This is a genomic window from Fenollaria sporofastidiosus, assembly GCF_943169635.2.
Lineage (GTDB): Bacteria > Bacillota > Clostridia > Tissierellales > Peptoniphilaceae > Fenollaria > Fenollaria sporofastidiosus.
On the sequence record NZ_OW968186.1, the window covers coordinates 1,479,727 to 1,495,910 of the forward strand.

Sequence of the window (16,184 nt, forward strand, 5' to 3'; positions counted from 1 at the left end):
TTCCTAACTATCTTCTATATTATCACAAAAGGTCTTCAATGTAAATGACTAATGCAAAGAAAAAAGACACTCTCATAACAGAATGTCTTTACCTTAATTAAAATGATTGTTTTTCTCTAACCTTAGCAGCTTTACCTACTCTGTTTCTTAAGTAGTATAGCTTAGATCTTCTAACTCTACCTTTTCTTACAAGAACGATCTTATCGATTCTTGGAGAGTGTAGTAAGAATGTTCTTTCAACACCAATACCATATGACAATCTTCTTACTGTAAATGTTTCTTTAGCTCCGCCGTTTTGTCTCTTAATTACAGTACCTTCGTACACTTGGATTCTTTCACGTGTACCTTCTACAACTTTATAGTGTACTTGAACAGTATCACCTACATGAAATTGAGGAATGTTGTCTTTTAATTGTTGTGCTTCAAGCATCTTTATATAGTCCATCTTAGTCCTCCTTCTTTAGTTTATTTAAAATTTCTCTCAAATTTTTCATTTCCTTATTATCTAGCTTAGCAAAGTCAAGTAAGTCTATCCTGTTTTTTACAGTCGCTTTGAATGACTCAATGAGTCTAAAGTCATCGACATCTTGATGGTTTCCACTAAGCAGTACTTCTGGAACCTTGTCCCCATCCAGATCATATGGTCTGGTATACTGAGGATACTCTAAAAAATTTGACATGTGAGTTTCGTCAGAATACGAATCTTCTTTTATTACTGAATCAACTAACCTCGATATAGTATCTATGATTACCATAGCAGGTAGTTCGCCACCAGTTAATACATAATCACCGATTGATATCTCTTCATCGACATAGTTTTGTATGATTCTCTCATCCAAACCCTCGTAGTGCCCACAAAGAATTGTTATCTCATCAAGTTTTGCATACTCTTTAGCCAAGTCTTGATTGAAGAGCTTTCCTTTTGGTGAAAGATATATAAGCTTCTTTGGCTTAATATCTTCTAAGCAGTCCTTAAGTACATCCGCTCTTAAAAGCATACCACTGCCGCCACCATATGGGTAGTCGTCAACCTTTTTGTGCTTGTCCTTTGAGTAGTCTCTAAAATTAATAAGATTGATCTCTATAAGTTTATTGTCTATAGCTCTTTTGATTATACTAAAATCAGTAAGCGCTGCAAACATCTCTGGGAACAGAGTCAAGACATTAAACTTTATCATAAGATACCTTCTATAAGTTTGACTTTGATTCTTCTTTTAATCAAATCGACTTCCTTGATAAAGGCCTTAACAAAAGGAATAAGTGCTTCCTTTCCGTCATGATCTACTACTAGCACATGGTTTGCACTCGTTGTCATAACGTCTTTAACAGTGCCAATAAATTCATCAGCTTCACTATATACTTCCATATCCATAAGATCGTGTATATAGTAGTCACCTTCATCTAATAAAGGCATGTCAGCTTTATCAATAAAAACATCCTTATCAATGAGTCTTTTGACATCATCTATATAATCAAAGCCTTTTAGTTTAAGTACAATAAATTTTGAAGCTATCTTTTGACTTAGTATCTCAAGCTCTTCTCCATCAAGATATATTTTCTTATACTCTTTAAATTTGCTTAAATCATCTGTGTAAGGAAAGATTTTTACCTCTCCATTTAAGCCATGTGCTGAGACAATCTTTGCTATCTTAATAAGCTCCAAGATTTATTCCTTTATCTCTAAATTAATTCTTCTTGAGTCTTTAAGTGTAGCTCCGACAATAAGTCTGATTGCTTTAACAACCTTACCGCCTTTACCGATAACTCTACCTATATCATCTGGATTTACGTATAGATCAATGTTGATCTCATCTGATGCTTCGTTAACTGTAACTTTAACATCGTCTTTGTTTTCAACAATAGATTTTGCTAAAAATTCAACTAATTCTTTCATATTAACCCCCACATCCTAAGCTTCTACAGCTTCTGTTTCTTCTTTAGCTTCAGCTTTTTTAGCAGTTTTTGCTGTTATATCATATCCTTGAGATTTGAATAATCTTTGAACTGTTTCACTTGCTTTAGCTCCGTTTGCTATCCATTGTTCAGCCTTTTCTTGATCGAATTTTATTGTCTTTGGCTCAGTTAATGGGTTATAGTAACCAAGTTGTTCAATAAATTTGCCATCTCTAGCTCTTCTAGAATCAGCTACAACAATTCTGTAAAATGGATTCTTCTTAGATCCCATTCTCTTTAAACGAATTTTTACCACAATCTCACCTCCTTAAAATTATATATTAAATGGAAAATTGAATTTTCCTTTTCTCTTCATAGACTTTTCCATGCTGCCAAAGCGCTTCATCATCTTCTTAGTATCTTCGAATTGCTTCAATAGCTTGTTGACATCATTTGTTGTCGTTCCACTGCCTTGTGCAATCCTTTTCTTTCTTGAAGCGTTGATAATGTTTGGAGTAACTCTCTCTTTCATTGTCATACTTCTGATGATGGCTTCAACTCTGCCTATATCTTTATCACTTATGTTAATGCCCTTTAAGGCTTTTGAATTCATTCCTGGTATCATTTGTAATAAGTTTTCAATTGGTCCTAAGTTTCTCATTTGAGCTATCTGATCTAAGAAGTCATCAAGTGTAAATGTTTCTTCTCTTAATTTCTTCTCAAGCTCCATTGCCTTCTTTTGGTCGATATTGCTTTGTGCTTTCTCTATAAGAGTAAGTACGTCACCCATACCAAGTATCTTAGAGACTAATCTGTCTGGATGAAACTCTTCAAGGTCATCCATCTTTTCGCCCATACCAACGTATTTGATAGGTTTATCAGTTACGGCTCTGATTGAAAGTGCCGCACCGCCTCTTGCATCACCATCTAACTTTGTTAGTATAACACCTGTTATACCAAGTGCATCATCGAATGATTTTGCTACATTTACCGCATCTTGACCTGTCATTGAGTCAAGTACAAGAAGTATCTCTGATGGATCTAAGTTTTCTTTCAAACCTTTTAGCTCATCCATAAGCACTTCGTCTATGTGTAAACGGCCCGCAGTATCTATGATGACTACGTCATTACCATTCTTCTTTGCGTGCTCTAAAGCGCTCTTTGCTATATCAAGCGGCTTTATCTTATCACCCATGGTAAATACTGGAACGTCAACTGACTTTCCTACTACTTCTAGCTGCTTTATAGCTGCTGGTCTGTAGACGTCGCAGGCAACTAGTAGTGGTCTTCTGCCTTTCTTTCTAAGGTTTATTGCAAGTTTACCAGTTGTTGTTGTCTTACCTGCACCTTGAAGACCGCACATCAAGATTATGCTTGGATTCTTGCTTAGCGTAAGTCCTTCTTTAGTCTTACCCATAAGATTAATTAATTCTTCATTAACTATCTTAATAACTTGTTGACCAGGAGTTAAGCTCTCCATAACCTCAGAACCGATGGCTCTTGCTTTTAAATTATCTATAAATTTTTTAACTACCTTATAATTAACATCGGCTTCTAGAAGTGCTAGCTTTACTTCTCTAAGTGCAGCATCGACATCTTTCTCACTAAGCCTTCCCTTGCCTCTTAGGCTGTCTAATGTTTTTTGTAGTTTTTCTGATAAGCTCTCGAATATCATTCTTGCTCCTTTTACATCTCGTTTATAATCTCTTTAGCTTCTTTAATTCTTCCTTTAATTTCATTTATATCGTCAATTTCGATTAGACCTTGAAATATAATTTCTAATTTCTCTTTGTCTTCTTTCTTCTTGTCAAACTTTTCTATAAGCTTAAGTGCTGCCTCGAAAGACTTTAATTTGTCTATAGCTCTTTTAATGTTAAGGCTCACTGCTTGTCTTGATATAGAAATTAGCTCAGCTATCTCTGTTAATGAATAATCTTCATTGTAGTAGTAGTCAATCGACTTGTACTCGCTCTCTGTTAAGAGGCTTCCGTAGAAGTCTAAGAGCCTTCCGATATATATATAATCATCTAATACTTTCATTTTATCATCCAATCATTATGTAGAACACGCATCATACTTAGTGTTCTCTCACAAAAAACTGTCAAGCTATTTGCTTGACAGTTAATATAATACTATATAGATTGACGTTTGTCAATACCTTTTTATCATTTTCTTTGCTTTTTTTAAAATAATGCTTCTACGAAGTCATCGACATTAAAGGCTTGAAGGTCTTCTATCTTTTCACCGACACCTATAATCTTAACAGGTAGATGTAGTTCGCTCTCAAGTGCAATGATAACACCACCCTTTGCAGTGCCATCAAGTTTAGTAACGCATACACCTGTTATGTCGCTTGTCTCTTTAAATGCCTTTGCTTGTATGATGGCGTTTTGTCCAGTTGTCGCATCAAGTACTAATAAATTTTCTTTAACAGCATTAGGGAACTCTCTATCTATAACTCTCTTAATCTTGTTAAGCTCGTTCATTAGGTTTTGCTTGTTGTGAAGTCTGCCTGCTGTGTCGCAGATAAGTATGTCAGTCTTCCTTGCCTTAGCCGCCATGATGGCATCAAAAATAACACTTGCTGGGTCTGCTGACTCTTCATGAGCAATGATGTCAACGTTGGCTCTGTTTGCCCACTCTTTAAGCTGTTCGATGGCAGCGGCTCTAAAGGTATCTGCTGCAGCAATCAAAACACTCTTACCTTCTTCTCTAAATTGGTAGCTAAGCTTGCCTATGGTAGTTGTCTTACCAACACCATTGACACCAACAACTAAAAGTATGGCTGGAGATGGTTCAAGTTTTAAATCTCTTGATGAAACGTTGTCATTCATGATTTTCTTTATTTCATCCTTAAGTATAGGGAAGGCATCTTTTCTATCTAAGATATTTTCTCTGACAATTCTTTCTTTTAGATTGTCAATGATGTTCATAACAGTTTCTACTCCGATGTCGGATGTTACTAAAACCTCTTCAAGTTCATCATAGAAGTCATCATTGATGTCTGTGCCTTTAAAGACAGTTTGAAGTTTGTAATTTAAGTTTTGTCTCGTCTTCTCAAGATCAGAGAACATCCTCTTAAAGAAAGATGATTTTTCCTCTTTGACCTCTGGCTTTTCTTCTACTTGTGCTTCTCCGCTTGACTCAATATCTTGCTTTTCCTCAGTCTCTTCGACTGCCTGTTCTTCTCTAGTCTCATCTTTAACTATATCAATCTTTTCTTCTTTAATTTCAATTACTTCTTCATCTTTATTTTCTTTTAAACCAATTAAACATATTTCACCTCTTAAGTTAATTTCATCGAAAGTATAGAGCTTATGCCCTTTTCTTTCATAGTAATGCCATATATAGCGTCCGATATCTCCATAGTTACCTTTCTATGTGTGATAAGGATAAATTGTGTTTCCTCTTTTATTCTATCAAGGTAGGCAGTATACTTACTGATGTTTGCATCGTCAAGTGCAGCGTCTATCTCATCAAGTATACAGAATGGCGATGGCTTAGATTTTAAAACTGCGAACAATAATGCTATAGCTGTTAAAGTCTTCTCACCACCAGATAAAAGACTTAAGGACTGCATGCTCTTTCCTGGTGGACGCGCTTCTATCTCAATACCTGAGTTAAGTATATCATTTTCATCACTAATATAAATCTTAGCTTCTCCGCCGCCAAATAGGTTTTGGAATATTTCAGAGAAGTAGCCTTGTATGATATTGAAGTTGTCCTTAAACTTTATCTTGATAGTCTCATCGATATCGTCAATTATATTTAATAGGTCCTCTTTTGACTCTTGCATATCATCAAACTGCTTTCTTAAGAACTCAAGTCTTGTTAATGTATCTTCATACTCTTTGATTGAAGATAGAGAGACTTCGCCAAGTACATCTATCTTCTCTTGTAGCTCTCTTAGATCCTTAGTGCTTGCTTTAACAAGGCTTTCCTTGTCTATGGTCTCAATGTTAATAAAGTAGTCATTTGATAACTTTTCTTTGATGTTATCCTTCATTACTTCGTTACGAGCAAGTAAGACCTCATTTTTATTTATCTCGTCTTTTATAGATATAATATTTTCTTGACAAGCTTTTATTTCATTTTGAAGTTCAAATATCTTTGATAAAACTTTTCTTTTCATCTGTTTTTCATTTATCTTGTCAATGTATACTTGTTCAAGTTCTTCGTTCTTCTTTAAGAAATCCATTATGCTAGTGTTTTCACTTTCAAGCGCTTCTTTGTTTTGACTAAGCTCTTTGAAGTCACTAGCAAGCGCTGCCTTTATATCTTGTGACTTAGCTATATATTCTTCTGAAAGAGCAATATCTTCAACTGTTCTTTCTAGCTTTGCTTCTAAGGTAGACTTTTCAACACTTATTTGAAGAAGCTTTTCATTACGTCTATCCTTTTCTTCCTCAAAGCCTTTGATAAGTTCTTTTTCTAATTCTATCTTCTTCTCGTGCTCAGCTTTTTTCTCCTTAAGAGCTTCTAAATCCTTATTAGCTTGAACGATTTTCTCATCAAATGCATTCAATGAAACCTTGATATCCTCTAGTTCTTTCTTTGCTTGACTGATATCTCTTTGTGCAAAATTGATATTGATCTCTAATGAATTTATTTCTTTCTTATGCATATCAATCTTTTCATTGATACTTAATATCTCTTCATTGCTTATCGTAAATAGACTTTTCATTCTTAATCTCTTCTTCTTTTTTAATCACTGAAGTCTTTACTTCATCTAAAGCGGCTTTCTTATCATTGATCTCTTCCATAAGCTTACTTAACATATGTTTACGCGAAATAAATGATGACTTAACTTGACTACCACCCACTATAGAACCAGATGGATTTATGATTTGTCCATCCAAACTTACATATCTATATTGCTTATAAGTCTTCGATATTCTGAGTGCTGCATCAAAAGTCTTTGTAACGACCGTTCTTTGAAGCAGACTCTTAAATAAATTCTCATACTTCTTATCAAAGGTAATTAGTTCACTCGCAAAGTCTATAGCATCTTTATCATTGATGCCAAAGTTTTCACTCGCATAGCTTTTATATCTGTTAAGTGGATAGAAAGTTGCTCTACCATAGTTATTCTTCTTCAAAAAGTCGATGTATTCTTTAGCATCGTCATCTTTATCTATGACTATAGCTTGTAAGTTTGATTGAAGTGCTGACTCTATAGCAAGCGAATACTTTTCTTCGCAGTTAAATATATCAACTAATAAACTTGAGTCAGACTTGAAGAAGTTTTTCTTTGCAGCCTTAGAAATCTCTCTAACACTTCTGTAATAACCATCTAGGTTCTCTTCTAGGTTCTTATGCATCTCATAACTCTTTTGCAATACTTTAAGGTCATTTTCCAAAGCAAAGTATGAGTCTTTAGACCTAGTTAAGTCATCTGATCTTGAAGCGATATCGTTCTTTGCTTTTTCATACAATTTGTCCTTCTCTACAAAAGAATTGTTTAAGTCATCCAAGCCTTCACTAGCTTTCTTAAACTCATCATTTTGCTTCTTTAAGTCATTTTCCTTTTCTAGAATTTTCTTCTCAAGTTCTTTAGCTTTTTCCCTCTCTGTAGTCTTATTGCTCTCATAATTTGCAATTCCTAACTTAGTAGCCTCTAGCTCTCTATCAAGTTCAAGCCCCTTGTTCATAGCTTCATCATAACTTGTCTTATCATAGGATGCTTTTTCGCTCTTAAGCGCTTCTAAGTCTTTCGCTATATTTAAAAGATTCTCTTCGCTAGATTTTTTAACTTGCGATAAAGTTTTTATCTTCTCTTCTGATTCTAATAATTTATTGGCGTGTTCTTTCTCTTTTAGTTTATTGTCAAGTATCTTGTCTTCGATAGAGTTTAACTTTTCTTTATTGATCTCAAGCTTTTGTCTATTGATATCAAATTCTCTAAGGTCTTTATTTCTTTGCTCTTTAATCTCATCAATAAGCGCTTCGTACCTCTTAAGCTCACTTTGTAATGGCGCAGAGCTCTCTTCAACCTCTTTATTTTTAATCTCGCTTAGCTTTAATTCATCAACTAGTCTGTCTTTGTCGGCAGTAAATTTAAGTAGGTTCTTCTCAATCTTTTCATAAGCACTGTATGAAATAGATACATCTACCTTTTTGTACTCTTCCATAAGGCCCTTAAACTCTCTAGCCTTTTCAGATTCACTCTTCAGTCTTGCTTCATTTTGCTCTATCTCATAAAGTATGTCTTTTATTCTTAATAGATTTGCCTCAGTCTTATCAAGTTTTCTTAATGACTCTTCCTTTTTGTATCTATACTTACTAACACCAGATGCCTCTTCAAATATGGCTCTTCTGTCTTCCGGTTTATTAGATAGTATCTCATCAATCCTACCTTGACCAATGATGGAGTAGCCGTCCTTACCAACACCTGTATCTAGGAAAAGTTCTCTAACGTCCTTCATCCTAGCTTTTTTGTTATTAATCAAAAATTCGCTCTCACCTGAGCGGTACATACGTCTTGTTACCTCTACCTCTTGGTACTCAACAGGTAGAGAATTATCATCATTTGAAAATATTATGCTTACTTGAGCGTAGCCAAGTGCTTTTTTCTCTTCAGTCCCTTGGAAGATAACGTCACTTGACTTGTTTGCTCTAAGTGATTTATTGCTTTGCTCTCCTAGAACCCATCTAACAGCATCAGATATGTTGCTCTTGCCGCTACCATTAGGTCCAACAACAGTTGTAACTCCAGGGGTAAAGACTATTTCAGTTTTATTTGCAAAGGATTTAAAACCCTTCAATATTAATTTATTTAAACGCAAAATACTTGCCCTTTTTCGTATTTATTCTTTTATAAGATCCTTAAATGAGTAACTTTGCGGGCTTCCATCGTAAAACATTAGCCTATCGTCCTCATCAAAGATCCCTTTATCTCGTAATTTATTTTATATTTATTTATATTTTCTTTCTATTCGTTTTATTCGAGCCGCTTAAGAAGGAAGCTACTTTTTAGAAGAAATTATTGTGAAATCATTAGTAATTTTATTTATTTCAATAAATTCTTCTATGATGTCAAGGTAGATAGCCTCATAAGTTAATGAGCGTATCGCTGGGTGAAATGGCCCTGCAACTACGTCCTTACCTAGCTGTATGTTATCAGTCGTTTGCAGACCTATCCTGATTATCTCAATGTTCTTTGCTTCAAATATAGTGACAATTCTTTTAAGTGTATGAACCGCCTCATCTACATCTAATGATGTATACGAACCATCTTCAAGTCTGTCAAGTAGTTCAGTATCTTTAATGACAAGTGTCGGATATATCCTAACAAAATCAGGCTCCAGAGCTGCTATCGCTTCAGCTGTAGCAATATCCATCTCTTCTGTAGACTTATATAGGCCCGCCATCATTTGAAGGCCAAGGGTAAATCCTTTGTCCTTAATAATTTTAGCGCTGCGAATGGTGTCAGCCGCCTTATGACCTCTCTTTAGTGCATCTAAAACCTCATCATTCATTGACTGTGCACCAAGTTCGATGGTTTTCACTCTATACTTTTCAAGCTCGTCAAGAATTTCTTCATTTATAGCGTCCGGCCTTGTCGATATCCTAATGCTATCTATGAGGCCTTTATCGATGTATGTATTCGCAAGCTTTAAGTAGCTAAGCATAAGTGGGTAATCAAGTGCAGTAAAGCTACCTCCATAAAAAGCAAGCTCTATATCCTGCTTTCCTTCATATAGCGCCAAATACTTTTCTATATCATTTTTTATATTTTCTTCTTTTTGCGCATCGTAGTCCTTAGCGATCTTCTTTTGATTGCAGAAGATGCAATCATTTGGGCAGCCTAGATGCGGTATAAAAATTGGTATTATATAGTTTTTTTTCATTTTATCAATTTCATCTCAAGTGCAAGCTCTTTGGATGCCATTTGCTGAGCGGTCTTTTTATTCTTAGCTCTAGCAATGGCTCTATACCCATCAAGCTCTACAGCGTACTCAAAAATCTTATCATTGTCCGGACCATATTCTTTTAATAAAGTATATACTAAGTCTAAACCATGTTTTTGTGCATATTCAATCAAGATATTCTTATAATTCCTAAAATCATTATTCGCATCCAAAACCATGTGTGCATTCTTTAAATATTTATCTAAAATAAATTTTTCAGCTTCATCAATGCCTGAATCTAAGTAAATAGCTGCTATTAGTGCTTCTAAGTGATCAGCAAGTATAGACGTTTTATCAATATTGAACCTCAAATTTGCCTCCATATAAATGTAGTCTTCTAAGTGAAGCTCTTTAGCAACAATATTTTGGTATGAAGCCTTAGCAAACATAGCTATAAGCTTAGATAAAGTACCTTCATCCTTATTAATATACTTAGCAAATAAATATTTTGCCAAGACATAAGATAATACTTTGTCACCTAAAAACTCTAGGCTCTGTGCGTTGTATGGCGCAGTTAAGGTCTTAGCTTCCTGTGAACTCTTGTGAACTAAACTTGTGTATAGTAAATTTTCGTCATTAAAATTATATCCGATAATCGCCTGCAAGCTTTTGAGCTTTTCGCGAGCATCGGATATATCATAAATCTTCATTATTTTAACGCTTCTTTAGCTAGTGCTATTGCTTCTCCAACTGTTTTAACGCTTGTAACTCTATCATCATCCAAGCTTACATTTAATTCATCTTCTAGATTCATAATTAGTTCAACTATGGCGATAGAGTCTGCCTTTAAATCTTCCTTAAAAGTAGTTTCGTCCTTTAAATCTTTAACATCTACCTTAAATTGTTTAGCAATTATCTCTTTAATTTTTCTTCCAAGATAGTCCCTCCTAGTTTTCTTTTAAATAATCTATAACTTTAGAATTAACAAGGTCAACAGTGTTTCTTATAGCTAAATAAAATGCCTTTTCGTCACTGTTGCCGTGCGCCTTAACTATAGCTTTGTTCACTCCTAATACTGGTGATCCGCCATACTTAGTAAGTCCCATAAGAGACATTAAGTCTTTCATAAATGACATCTTCATCTCATCAGACGAGAAATATTTTTTATCTTGCATAATAAAATTCTTAACATTGCCTACAAAGACTTTACTCATACCTTCAAGTTCTTTTAAGATTACGTTGCCAACAAAGCCATCTTGAACAATGATGTCCGCTTCAGTTGTAAGTATCTCATTCGCTTCGATGTTGCCAATGAAATTAAGCTCAGAGTTTTTAAGAATCTCATGAGCCTTCTTAGTAAGCTCGTTACCCTTCTTAGCTTCAGCTCCGTTAGATACTAAAGCAACCTTTGGATTTTCGATGCCAAGAAGCTTTTCAACGTACTTTGAGCCAAGTTTTGCAAACTCATAAATAAATTCTGGTTCGCAGTCAACATTTGCACCTGAGTCCAAAAGTAGTGTTGGTCCCTTTAGTCCTGGTAAGAATGTTGGTATGCTAGCTCTTTTGAAGCCATCTATCCTCTTAACTATAAGCATAGCTGCTGCTAAAAGCGCACCAGTTGATCCAGATGATATAAAGGCATCTGCATCATCATGCTCTACTAAGTACTTTGACGCTAGGACTATGGATGCTTTATCCTTCTTTCTTATTGATAAAGCGGCTTCGTCTTCATTTGTTATTACATCTTCAGTTTGAACTATCTCATAATTTTTTGCGTCAGAACCAAGAGCCTCTTCAATCTCTTTCCTGTCGCCAAATAAAATAAATTCTAAAGAGCTATCTTCAGCCTTTGCCTTTTGTACGGCCTTTAACATTGCGACAGGTGCGTTGTCGCCACCTTGTGTATCAATTAATAATTTCATACGTGCCTCCAATCTAAATCACTAAATATTATACATTATTTTGTCTATTAAATCAAGTTTTTATATTATCGCTAATGCACATAGAAAATTAGATATTAATAATAATTGTCTTTGCCGCTTCTAGTAGGATTTTTATTTCTTGATCTGTTAGTTCTTCTACATTTTCTATAAGTCTTTCTAAGATTGCTCCTCTTGTTATTAGCCTATGAGTTCTTTCTTTTCTTCTTTTTCTATGTCTTGTTTTAACATCTTCTTTTCTTGATTTTTAGTTGCCTTAGTCTTTCTTCTGTATCATCAATTTTGTCTCTTATTATTTCTTTTGACTCTTGTCTTATTTGTTCTAATTTATTCATATAACTCCTTTCTTGTAATAAAAAGAGTTAACATTTATGCTATCTCTTTAAAAGTTTCATTATTAAATTTCTTGTCATCTAACAACGCATTAAAATAAATCTTCCAACCTTTTCCAATTTTCATTATTCATTTCTTTTGTGTAGTTTGTATTGTTAATATAAAGTCTTGTATCTTTATCTCTAACAAACCCCAATTTATTTTACGCCTTTATGCGTAATCCTTAAAAGCATTGAATTTATTTTCGATTTGCTTATCAATATTTTCCAGATGACCTTTCTTTACCATATCCTTAAGTTTCCTTGAATTGGTTTTTCTTTTTCACTAATATAATCTGCAAGTTGTTGACTTTTTCATTGGCATCTTCTATAATCTTTTCATAGCTTTTAAAATAGCCTTTGCTGAATACTGAGCCACTTTTATCTCAATATTTATAGCCTTATTATTAACTTCATCATTTACCATATAGGCAACCTCCTTTCCGGGGAAAATAAAAAGCGGCCCAGACTTTTACATCTGAACCTCTAAAATTTTAATTTATAGTTTTTATTATTTTAATTTTATTACTGTTGTGACGTACTATATAAATTATTTGTCGCAAACTATTTTTGCTATTTAATGCTTTATTGATGGTTTCTTGAATAAGAGGACTACAGCATTTACCCAAAGGATTGTTAATTTCGCACTTTGCATTTTCATTGCCCTGTAAGTCTAATAATATCTTTAATATTCTTTGCACCATCATCTAAAACAGCGTTTATAATTTGTTGCTCTGTAACTTGGTTGCAATAGCATATATTTGGGATTTGCATCCTTTTAAACCATATAGGAACTTTTACATCTTCCTTATAAAAACTCTTTCATTGTTTAAGTTATAATACACGACATCACAATCTTCATTCATACATAAATAGTAAGTTTCTTCATCTACAACCTTTCCCATAAGGTTTTCTGATACCATATGCTTTACAGTTATATTCTTAACCTTTTCTCCTATTTTGTGACATTTGGGGCAATTTGTTTTTCTTCCACTGTACCAGTGGTTTTTGTATTGAACCTCAGCAAGATTGATTTATCTTATTTTCTTGACTCACTTTATTTCCTCCTGTCTAAATAAATATTATTTCTATAGTTAATCAGGATATCTAATACCTCTTTCAATGGATCTACAGGTTGCAGCTCTTTTAAGTCTTCTTTATTCATTAATCTATATTATATCATAAATAGGCTGATAAATCAATTTAGCCTATTTTATACTTGTGCTTGCGTTAGTATTTATTGAGATAGTCCTTGTTTTTCCTTGTCCCACTTGGAACTGCTCCAAATCACTTGGACCTAGTAGAAACATTTTTGCATTTTATTTTCTTTCTTATTTTGACAAAGAAAAACGACTAAGTTTTAATCTTAATCGTTTTAAAATATTCTGAAGATATTTTACATCATTTTTATAATAAATTTAATCAACTGTTTATTAAAGCTGTTAGATATAGAAGGAATAAAGATAGACATATTCCAGACAAAATTGTATAATGCTAAGATCTATCTCCATCACTTTTAATGGCTTTTATAATAAACATCGGAGTCAGGTATGCTACCACAAGAGCTATGATAATAATTTTATTTCAATTCTTCTGTTTTAGTTAAAGGATTTATAAATTTTTATTTACTTCTAACTCAAATTCAATACAATTATGTTTATTTAATTCATGACCATGATCTTTTTCTGATTTTTCCTTCCGACTTTGTAGATACTATTTTTTTCCCTAAATAATTCTAGAAAAGAAAAGCATTTGATTTCATATCTTTAACGTAAATTCCATATTCTCCATCATTCGGAATAGTAAATTTTACATCATCTTCTGGGTTTTTCTCTTTTTTATAGGAGCACCATAATCATTATAGCCCCAACCAGCTTTAATATCTTCGGCAGGTAAAATACCTACTTCTAAATCTTTTCCTTTTAAAGACTTTAGCTTAATAACTACGGTATCACCTTTTTCCCATTTCTCTCTACCAAAAATAGCTACACTTCCTTTTAACAAGCGGATTTTAAAATGCGTAGATCCTTTCGTATCTCTAGATTCTACTAAAAAAGTCTTACTTGAAAAACATTTTTCATTGTTACTTTTTTTCGCAGCCATTACTACATTCAGACTAAAAACTAATGCAAAAAGCACAAGTGCTATTGAAAGTTTTTTTATATTCTTCATTTCTTACCTCCTCATATAATTTTGTTTATACTTGTCTTTGATATCACTGCTTTTTTTAAATCTATGTTGCGATAAACCTAAAGGTTTACGGTATTTCTCGATTCTATTATTTATTACTTCATCTTTATTTGTTTAACTATAGTTTAGCATAATTTTGTTCAAAATTCAATACTTTTTCATATTTTTGATTACCTTTTCTAGTATATTATCATATAATATCTATGGTAATATTTTTCCATTTTTTCTTATTATTCTAAATGTTTCTTTAAATTCTTTAGTCTTTTTTATGTGTCCTACTACAAACCCTTACAAATCATGTTAACATAGTGGAAACACTAACAATAAAAAAACTCAGGCGATTAACCTGAGTATTTTTTATTCAACATCTAAAACCTTTTCACCATTGTAGTAACCACAGCTCATGCATACTCTGTGTGGTCTTTTCATTTCATGACATTGAGGACATTCAACGAATGTTGCTTTTCTTAATGTATAAGATGAAGCTCTTCTTTTGTTACGTCTTTGTTTTGATGTACGTCCTTTAGGTACTGCCATTAAAAACACCTCCTTAACTTACAGTAAATGTATTTCTATACTAATTCACATTTATAACATTACAATTATACTGTTTTTTGTGTCTTTTGTCAAGACTTTTTCTTTTTTATTTTAAATTATTTTGAAATAATTTCTTTTGTGTCTCTTGCTATCATTAACTCTTCATTTGTTGGGCAAATGTAGATCTTAATCTTAGCTCCGTCTTTAGCGATGTTAACTTCTTTTCCTCTTGTTCCATCGTTCTTCTTGTCATCTAGTTCTATGCCTAGGTGTTCAAGTCCGTGAAGAATTTCTCTTCTCATTGTGTCAGAGTTTTCTCCGATACCACCTGTCATAACGATAGCGTCAAGCTCTGGCATTTGAGCCATGTAAGCACCGATGTATTTCTTAACTCTGTTTGTGAACATATCAAGTGCAAGACCTGCCTTTTCGTTACCTTTGTCTCTTGCTTCTTCAAGGTCTCTGAAGTCTGAGCTTAATTTAGAAACTCCAAGCACACCTGACTTCTTGTTTAACCATTGGTTAGCTTCGTATGGTGTGATGTGTTCGTTTTCGCAAAGGAATGTTACTACTGTTGGGTCGATGTCACCTGATCTTGTACCCATTACAAGTCCTTCTAGCGGTGTAACACCCATTGATGTATCATACACTTTACCATTCTTAATGCAAGCTAAGCTTGAGCCATTGCCTAAGTGGCAGTTGATAATGTTTAGTTCTGATAAATCTTTATTAAGTATTTCAGCCATTCTATGTGCTATATATTTATGAGAAGTTCCGTGGAAACCGTATTTTCTAAGTCTGTACTTTTCGTATAGGTCGTAGTCGATAGCGTACATGTAGTTCTTAGCTGGCATTGTTTGATGGAAGGCTGTATCCATAACAACAACGTTTGGTTTGCCCTTTACAAGCTCTTCGCAAGCTTCTATACCCATAAGGTTTGCTGGGTTGTGAAGTGGTCCAAAGCAGATGAACTTTTCGATAGTCTTCTTTACATCTTCAGTAACTAGTGTTGAGTCAGTTATTATGTCTCCACCATGTAGTACTCTGTGACCGATACCGTCAATCTCATCAAGTGAAGCAACAACGCCGTGTTCTTTATTAACTAGTGCATCAAATACATGCTTCATAGCGTCCTTGTGGTTCTTCATGTCTTCTTCAACTACAAAGTTTTCTTTTCCTTCTACTTTGTGAGTAAGCTTTGAGCCATTGATACCGATTCTTTCTACTAAACCTTTACAGATTACGCTTTCATCATCCATGTTCATTAGTTGGTACTTTAATGATGATGATCCGCAATTAATTACTAATATTTTCATTTTTACCTCCCTAAATATTTAACAAAATACATATATATGATATAATAAAACATAGAAAATTTCAAGTGTTTTTTAAGAAAGAAGGGA

Annotated in this window: 17 protein-coding genes and 2 pseudogenes; all 19 read right to left on the minus strand. The window is 33.7% G+C overall.

Translation table 11 applies throughout. The annotated features are described in order from the left end of the window. Positions 1 to 97 precede the first annotated feature (97 nt). Positions 98 to 445 (minus strand): 50S ribosomal protein L19, encoded by a 348-nt coding sequence (gene rplS, locus KO172_RS07325; protein WP_215492972.1) that lies wholly within the window; start codon positions 443 to 445, stop codon positions 98 to 100. Between the two features lies 1 nt (position 446). After that, entirely contained in the window at positions 447 to 1,175 is a 729-nt protein-coding gene (trmD, locus tag KO172_RS07330) for a tRNA (guanosine(37)-N1)-methyltransferase TrmD (protein ID WP_215493515.1), read from the minus strand. Further along, the gene (gene rimM / locus KO172_RS07335) at positions 1,175 to 1,663 is read right to left on the minus strand and encodes a ribosome maturation factor RimM (RefSeq protein ID WP_215492979.1); all 489 of its coding nucleotides are present in this window, start codon (positions 1,661 to 1,663) and stop codon (positions 1,175 to 1,177) included. Before rimM ends, trmD begins: the two co-directional genes overlap by 1 nt. A gap of 3 nt (positions 1,664 to 1,666) precedes the next feature. Next, entirely contained in the window at positions 1,667 to 1,894 is a 228-nt protein-coding gene (locus tag KO172_RS07340) for a KH domain-containing protein (RefSeq protein WP_215492981.1), read from the minus strand. Between the two features lie 15 nt (positions 1,895 to 1,909). Further along, complete coding sequence (rpsP, locus tag KO172_RS07345) at positions 1,910 to 2,212, minus strand: 30S ribosomal protein S16 (RefSeq protein WP_251320191.1); 303 nt, start codon at positions 2,210 to 2,212, stop codon at positions 1,910 to 1,912. 15 nt (positions 2,213 to 2,227) lie between these two features. Continuing rightward, complete coding sequence (ffh, locus tag KO172_RS07350) at positions 2,228 to 3,568, minus strand: signal recognition particle protein (protein ID WP_215492985.1); 1,341 nt, start codon at positions 3,566 to 3,568, stop codon at positions 2,228 to 2,230. A gap of 11 nt (positions 3,569 to 3,579) precedes the next feature. Continuing rightward, positions 3,580 to 3,933, minus strand: a complete 354-nt coding sequence (locus KO172_RS07355; RefSeq protein ID WP_215492987.1) for a sigma factor-like helix-turn-helix DNA-binding protein — start codon at positions 3,931 to 3,933, stop codon at positions 3,580 to 3,582. 143 nt (positions 3,934 to 4,076) lie between these two features. After that, the gene (gene ftsY, locus KO172_RS07360) at positions 4,077 to 4,967 is read right to left on the minus strand and encodes a signal recognition particle-docking protein FtsY (protein ID WP_215492989.1); all 891 of its coding nucleotides are present in this window, start codon (positions 4,965 to 4,967) and stop codon (positions 4,077 to 4,079) included. Between the two features lie 212 nt (positions 4,968 to 5,179). After that, positions 5,180 to 6,577: a coiled-coil domain-containing protein gene (locus KO172_RS07365; protein ID WP_215492991.1), complete on the minus strand. Its 1,398-nt coding sequence runs from the start codon at positions 6,575 to 6,577 to the stop codon at positions 5,180 to 5,182. Beyond that, positions 6,549 to 8,678 carry a chromosome segregation SMC family protein gene (locus tag KO172_RS07370; protein ID WP_215492993.1) on the minus strand — a complete coding sequence of 710 codons (2,130 nt, stop codon included), beginning with the start codon at positions 8,676 to 8,678 and terminating at the stop codon, positions 6,549 to 6,551. The genes KO172_RS07365 and KO172_RS07370 overlap by 29 nt, the downstream gene beginning before the upstream one ends. A gap of 180 nt (positions 8,679 to 8,858) precedes the next feature. Continuing rightward, entirely contained in the window at positions 8,859 to 9,743 is an 885-nt protein-coding gene (locus KO172_RS07375) for an elongator complex protein 3 (protein ID WP_215492995.1), read from the minus strand. Further along, positions 9,740 to 10,453 carry a ribonuclease III family protein gene (locus KO172_RS07380; protein WP_215492997.1) on the minus strand — a complete coding sequence of 238 codons (714 nt, stop codon included), beginning with the start codon at positions 10,451 to 10,453 and terminating at the stop codon, positions 9,740 to 9,742. The genes KO172_RS07375 and KO172_RS07380 overlap by 4 nt, the downstream gene beginning before the upstream one ends. Beyond that, positions 10,453 to 10,668, minus strand: a complete 216-nt coding sequence (locus KO172_RS07385) for an acyl carrier protein (RefSeq protein WP_215493517.1) — start codon at positions 10,666 to 10,668, stop codon at positions 10,453 to 10,455. The genes KO172_RS07380 and KO172_RS07385 overlap by 1 nt, the downstream gene beginning before the upstream one ends. Positions 10,669 to 10,690: 22 nt before the next feature. After that, positions 10,691 to 11,665: a phosphate acyltransferase PlsX gene (plsX, locus tag KO172_RS07390; RefSeq protein WP_215492999.1), complete on the minus strand. Its 975-nt coding sequence runs from the start codon at positions 11,663 to 11,665 to the stop codon at positions 10,691 to 10,693. Between the two features lie 88 nt (positions 11,666 to 11,753). Continuing rightward, a pseudogene (locus tag KO172_RS07395) lies at positions 11,754 to 12,018 on the minus strand (DUF3847 domain-containing protein). A 605-nt stretch (positions 12,019 to 12,623) separates the two neighbouring features. Beyond that, positions 12,624 to 13,084: pseudogene (locus KO172_RS07400) on the minus strand (Csac_0668 family 2Fe-2S cluster-binding (seleno)protein); the annotation flags it as partial. Positions 13,085 to 13,863: 779 nt separating this feature from the next. Beyond that, entirely contained in the window at positions 13,864 to 14,226 is a 363-nt protein-coding gene (locus KO172_RS07405; RefSeq protein WP_251320157.1) for a hypothetical protein, read from the minus strand. A 375-nt stretch (positions 14,227 to 14,601) separates the two neighbouring features. Then, complete coding sequence (gene rpmF, locus KO172_RS07410) at positions 14,602 to 14,781, minus strand: 50S ribosomal protein L32 (protein ID WP_019214681.1); 180 nt, start codon at positions 14,779 to 14,781, stop codon at positions 14,602 to 14,604. 116 nt (positions 14,782 to 14,897) lie between these two features. Next, positions 14,898 to 16,097, minus strand: a complete 1,200-nt coding sequence (locus KO172_RS07415) for an acetate kinase (protein WP_215493004.1) — start codon at positions 16,095 to 16,097, stop codon at positions 14,898 to 14,900. Between the last annotated feature and the right edge of the window lie 87 nt (positions 16,098 to 16,184).

Excerpts from the sequence above, each read along its gene's own strand:
- plsX (WP_215492999.1), bottom strand. The coding sequence starts at position 11,665 with ATGAAATTATTAATTGATACACAAGGTGGCGACAACGCACCTGTCGCA.
- KO172_RS07380 (WP_215492997.1), bottom strand. The coding sequence starts at position 10,453 with ATGAAGATTTATGATATATCCGATGCTCGCGAAAAGCTCAAAAGCTTG.
- rplS (WP_215492972.1), bottom strand. The coding sequence starts at position 445 with ATGGACTATATAAAGATGCTTGAAGCACAACAATTAAAAGACAACATT.
- ffh (WP_215492985.1), bottom strand. The coding sequence starts at position 3,568 with ATGATATTCGAGAGCTTATCAGAAAAACTACAAAAAACATTAGACAGC.
- KO172_RS07375 (WP_215492995.1), bottom strand. The coding sequence starts at position 9,743 with ATGAAAAAAAACTATATAATACCAATTTTTATACCGCATCTAGGCTGC.
- KO172_RS07355 (WP_215492987.1), bottom strand. The coding sequence starts at position 3,933 with ATGAAAGTATTAGATGATTATATATATATCGGAAGGCTCTTAGACTTC.
- ftsY (WP_215492989.1), bottom strand. The coding sequence starts at position 4,967 with ATGTTCTCTGATCTTGAGAAGACGAGACAAAACTTAAATTACAAACTT.
- KO172_RS07365 (WP_215492991.1), bottom strand. The coding sequence starts at position 6,577 with ATGAAAAGTCTATTTACGATAAGCAATGAAGAGATATTAAGTATCAAT.
- rpmF (WP_019214681.1), bottom strand. The coding sequence starts at position 14,781 with ATGGCAGTACCTAAAGGACGTACATCAAAACAAAGACGTAACAAAAGA.
- KO172_RS07405 (WP_251320157.1), bottom strand. The coding sequence starts at position 14,226 with ATGAAGAATATAAAAAAACTTTCAATAGCACTTGTGCTTTTTGCATTA.
- KO172_RS07415 (WP_215493004.1), bottom strand. The coding sequence starts at position 16,097 with ATGAAAATATTAGTAATTAATTGCGGATCATCATCATTAAAGTACCAA.
- KO172_RS07340 (WP_215492981.1), bottom strand. The coding sequence starts at position 1,894 with ATGAAAGAATTAGTTGAATTTTTAGCAAAATCTATTGTTGAAAACAAA.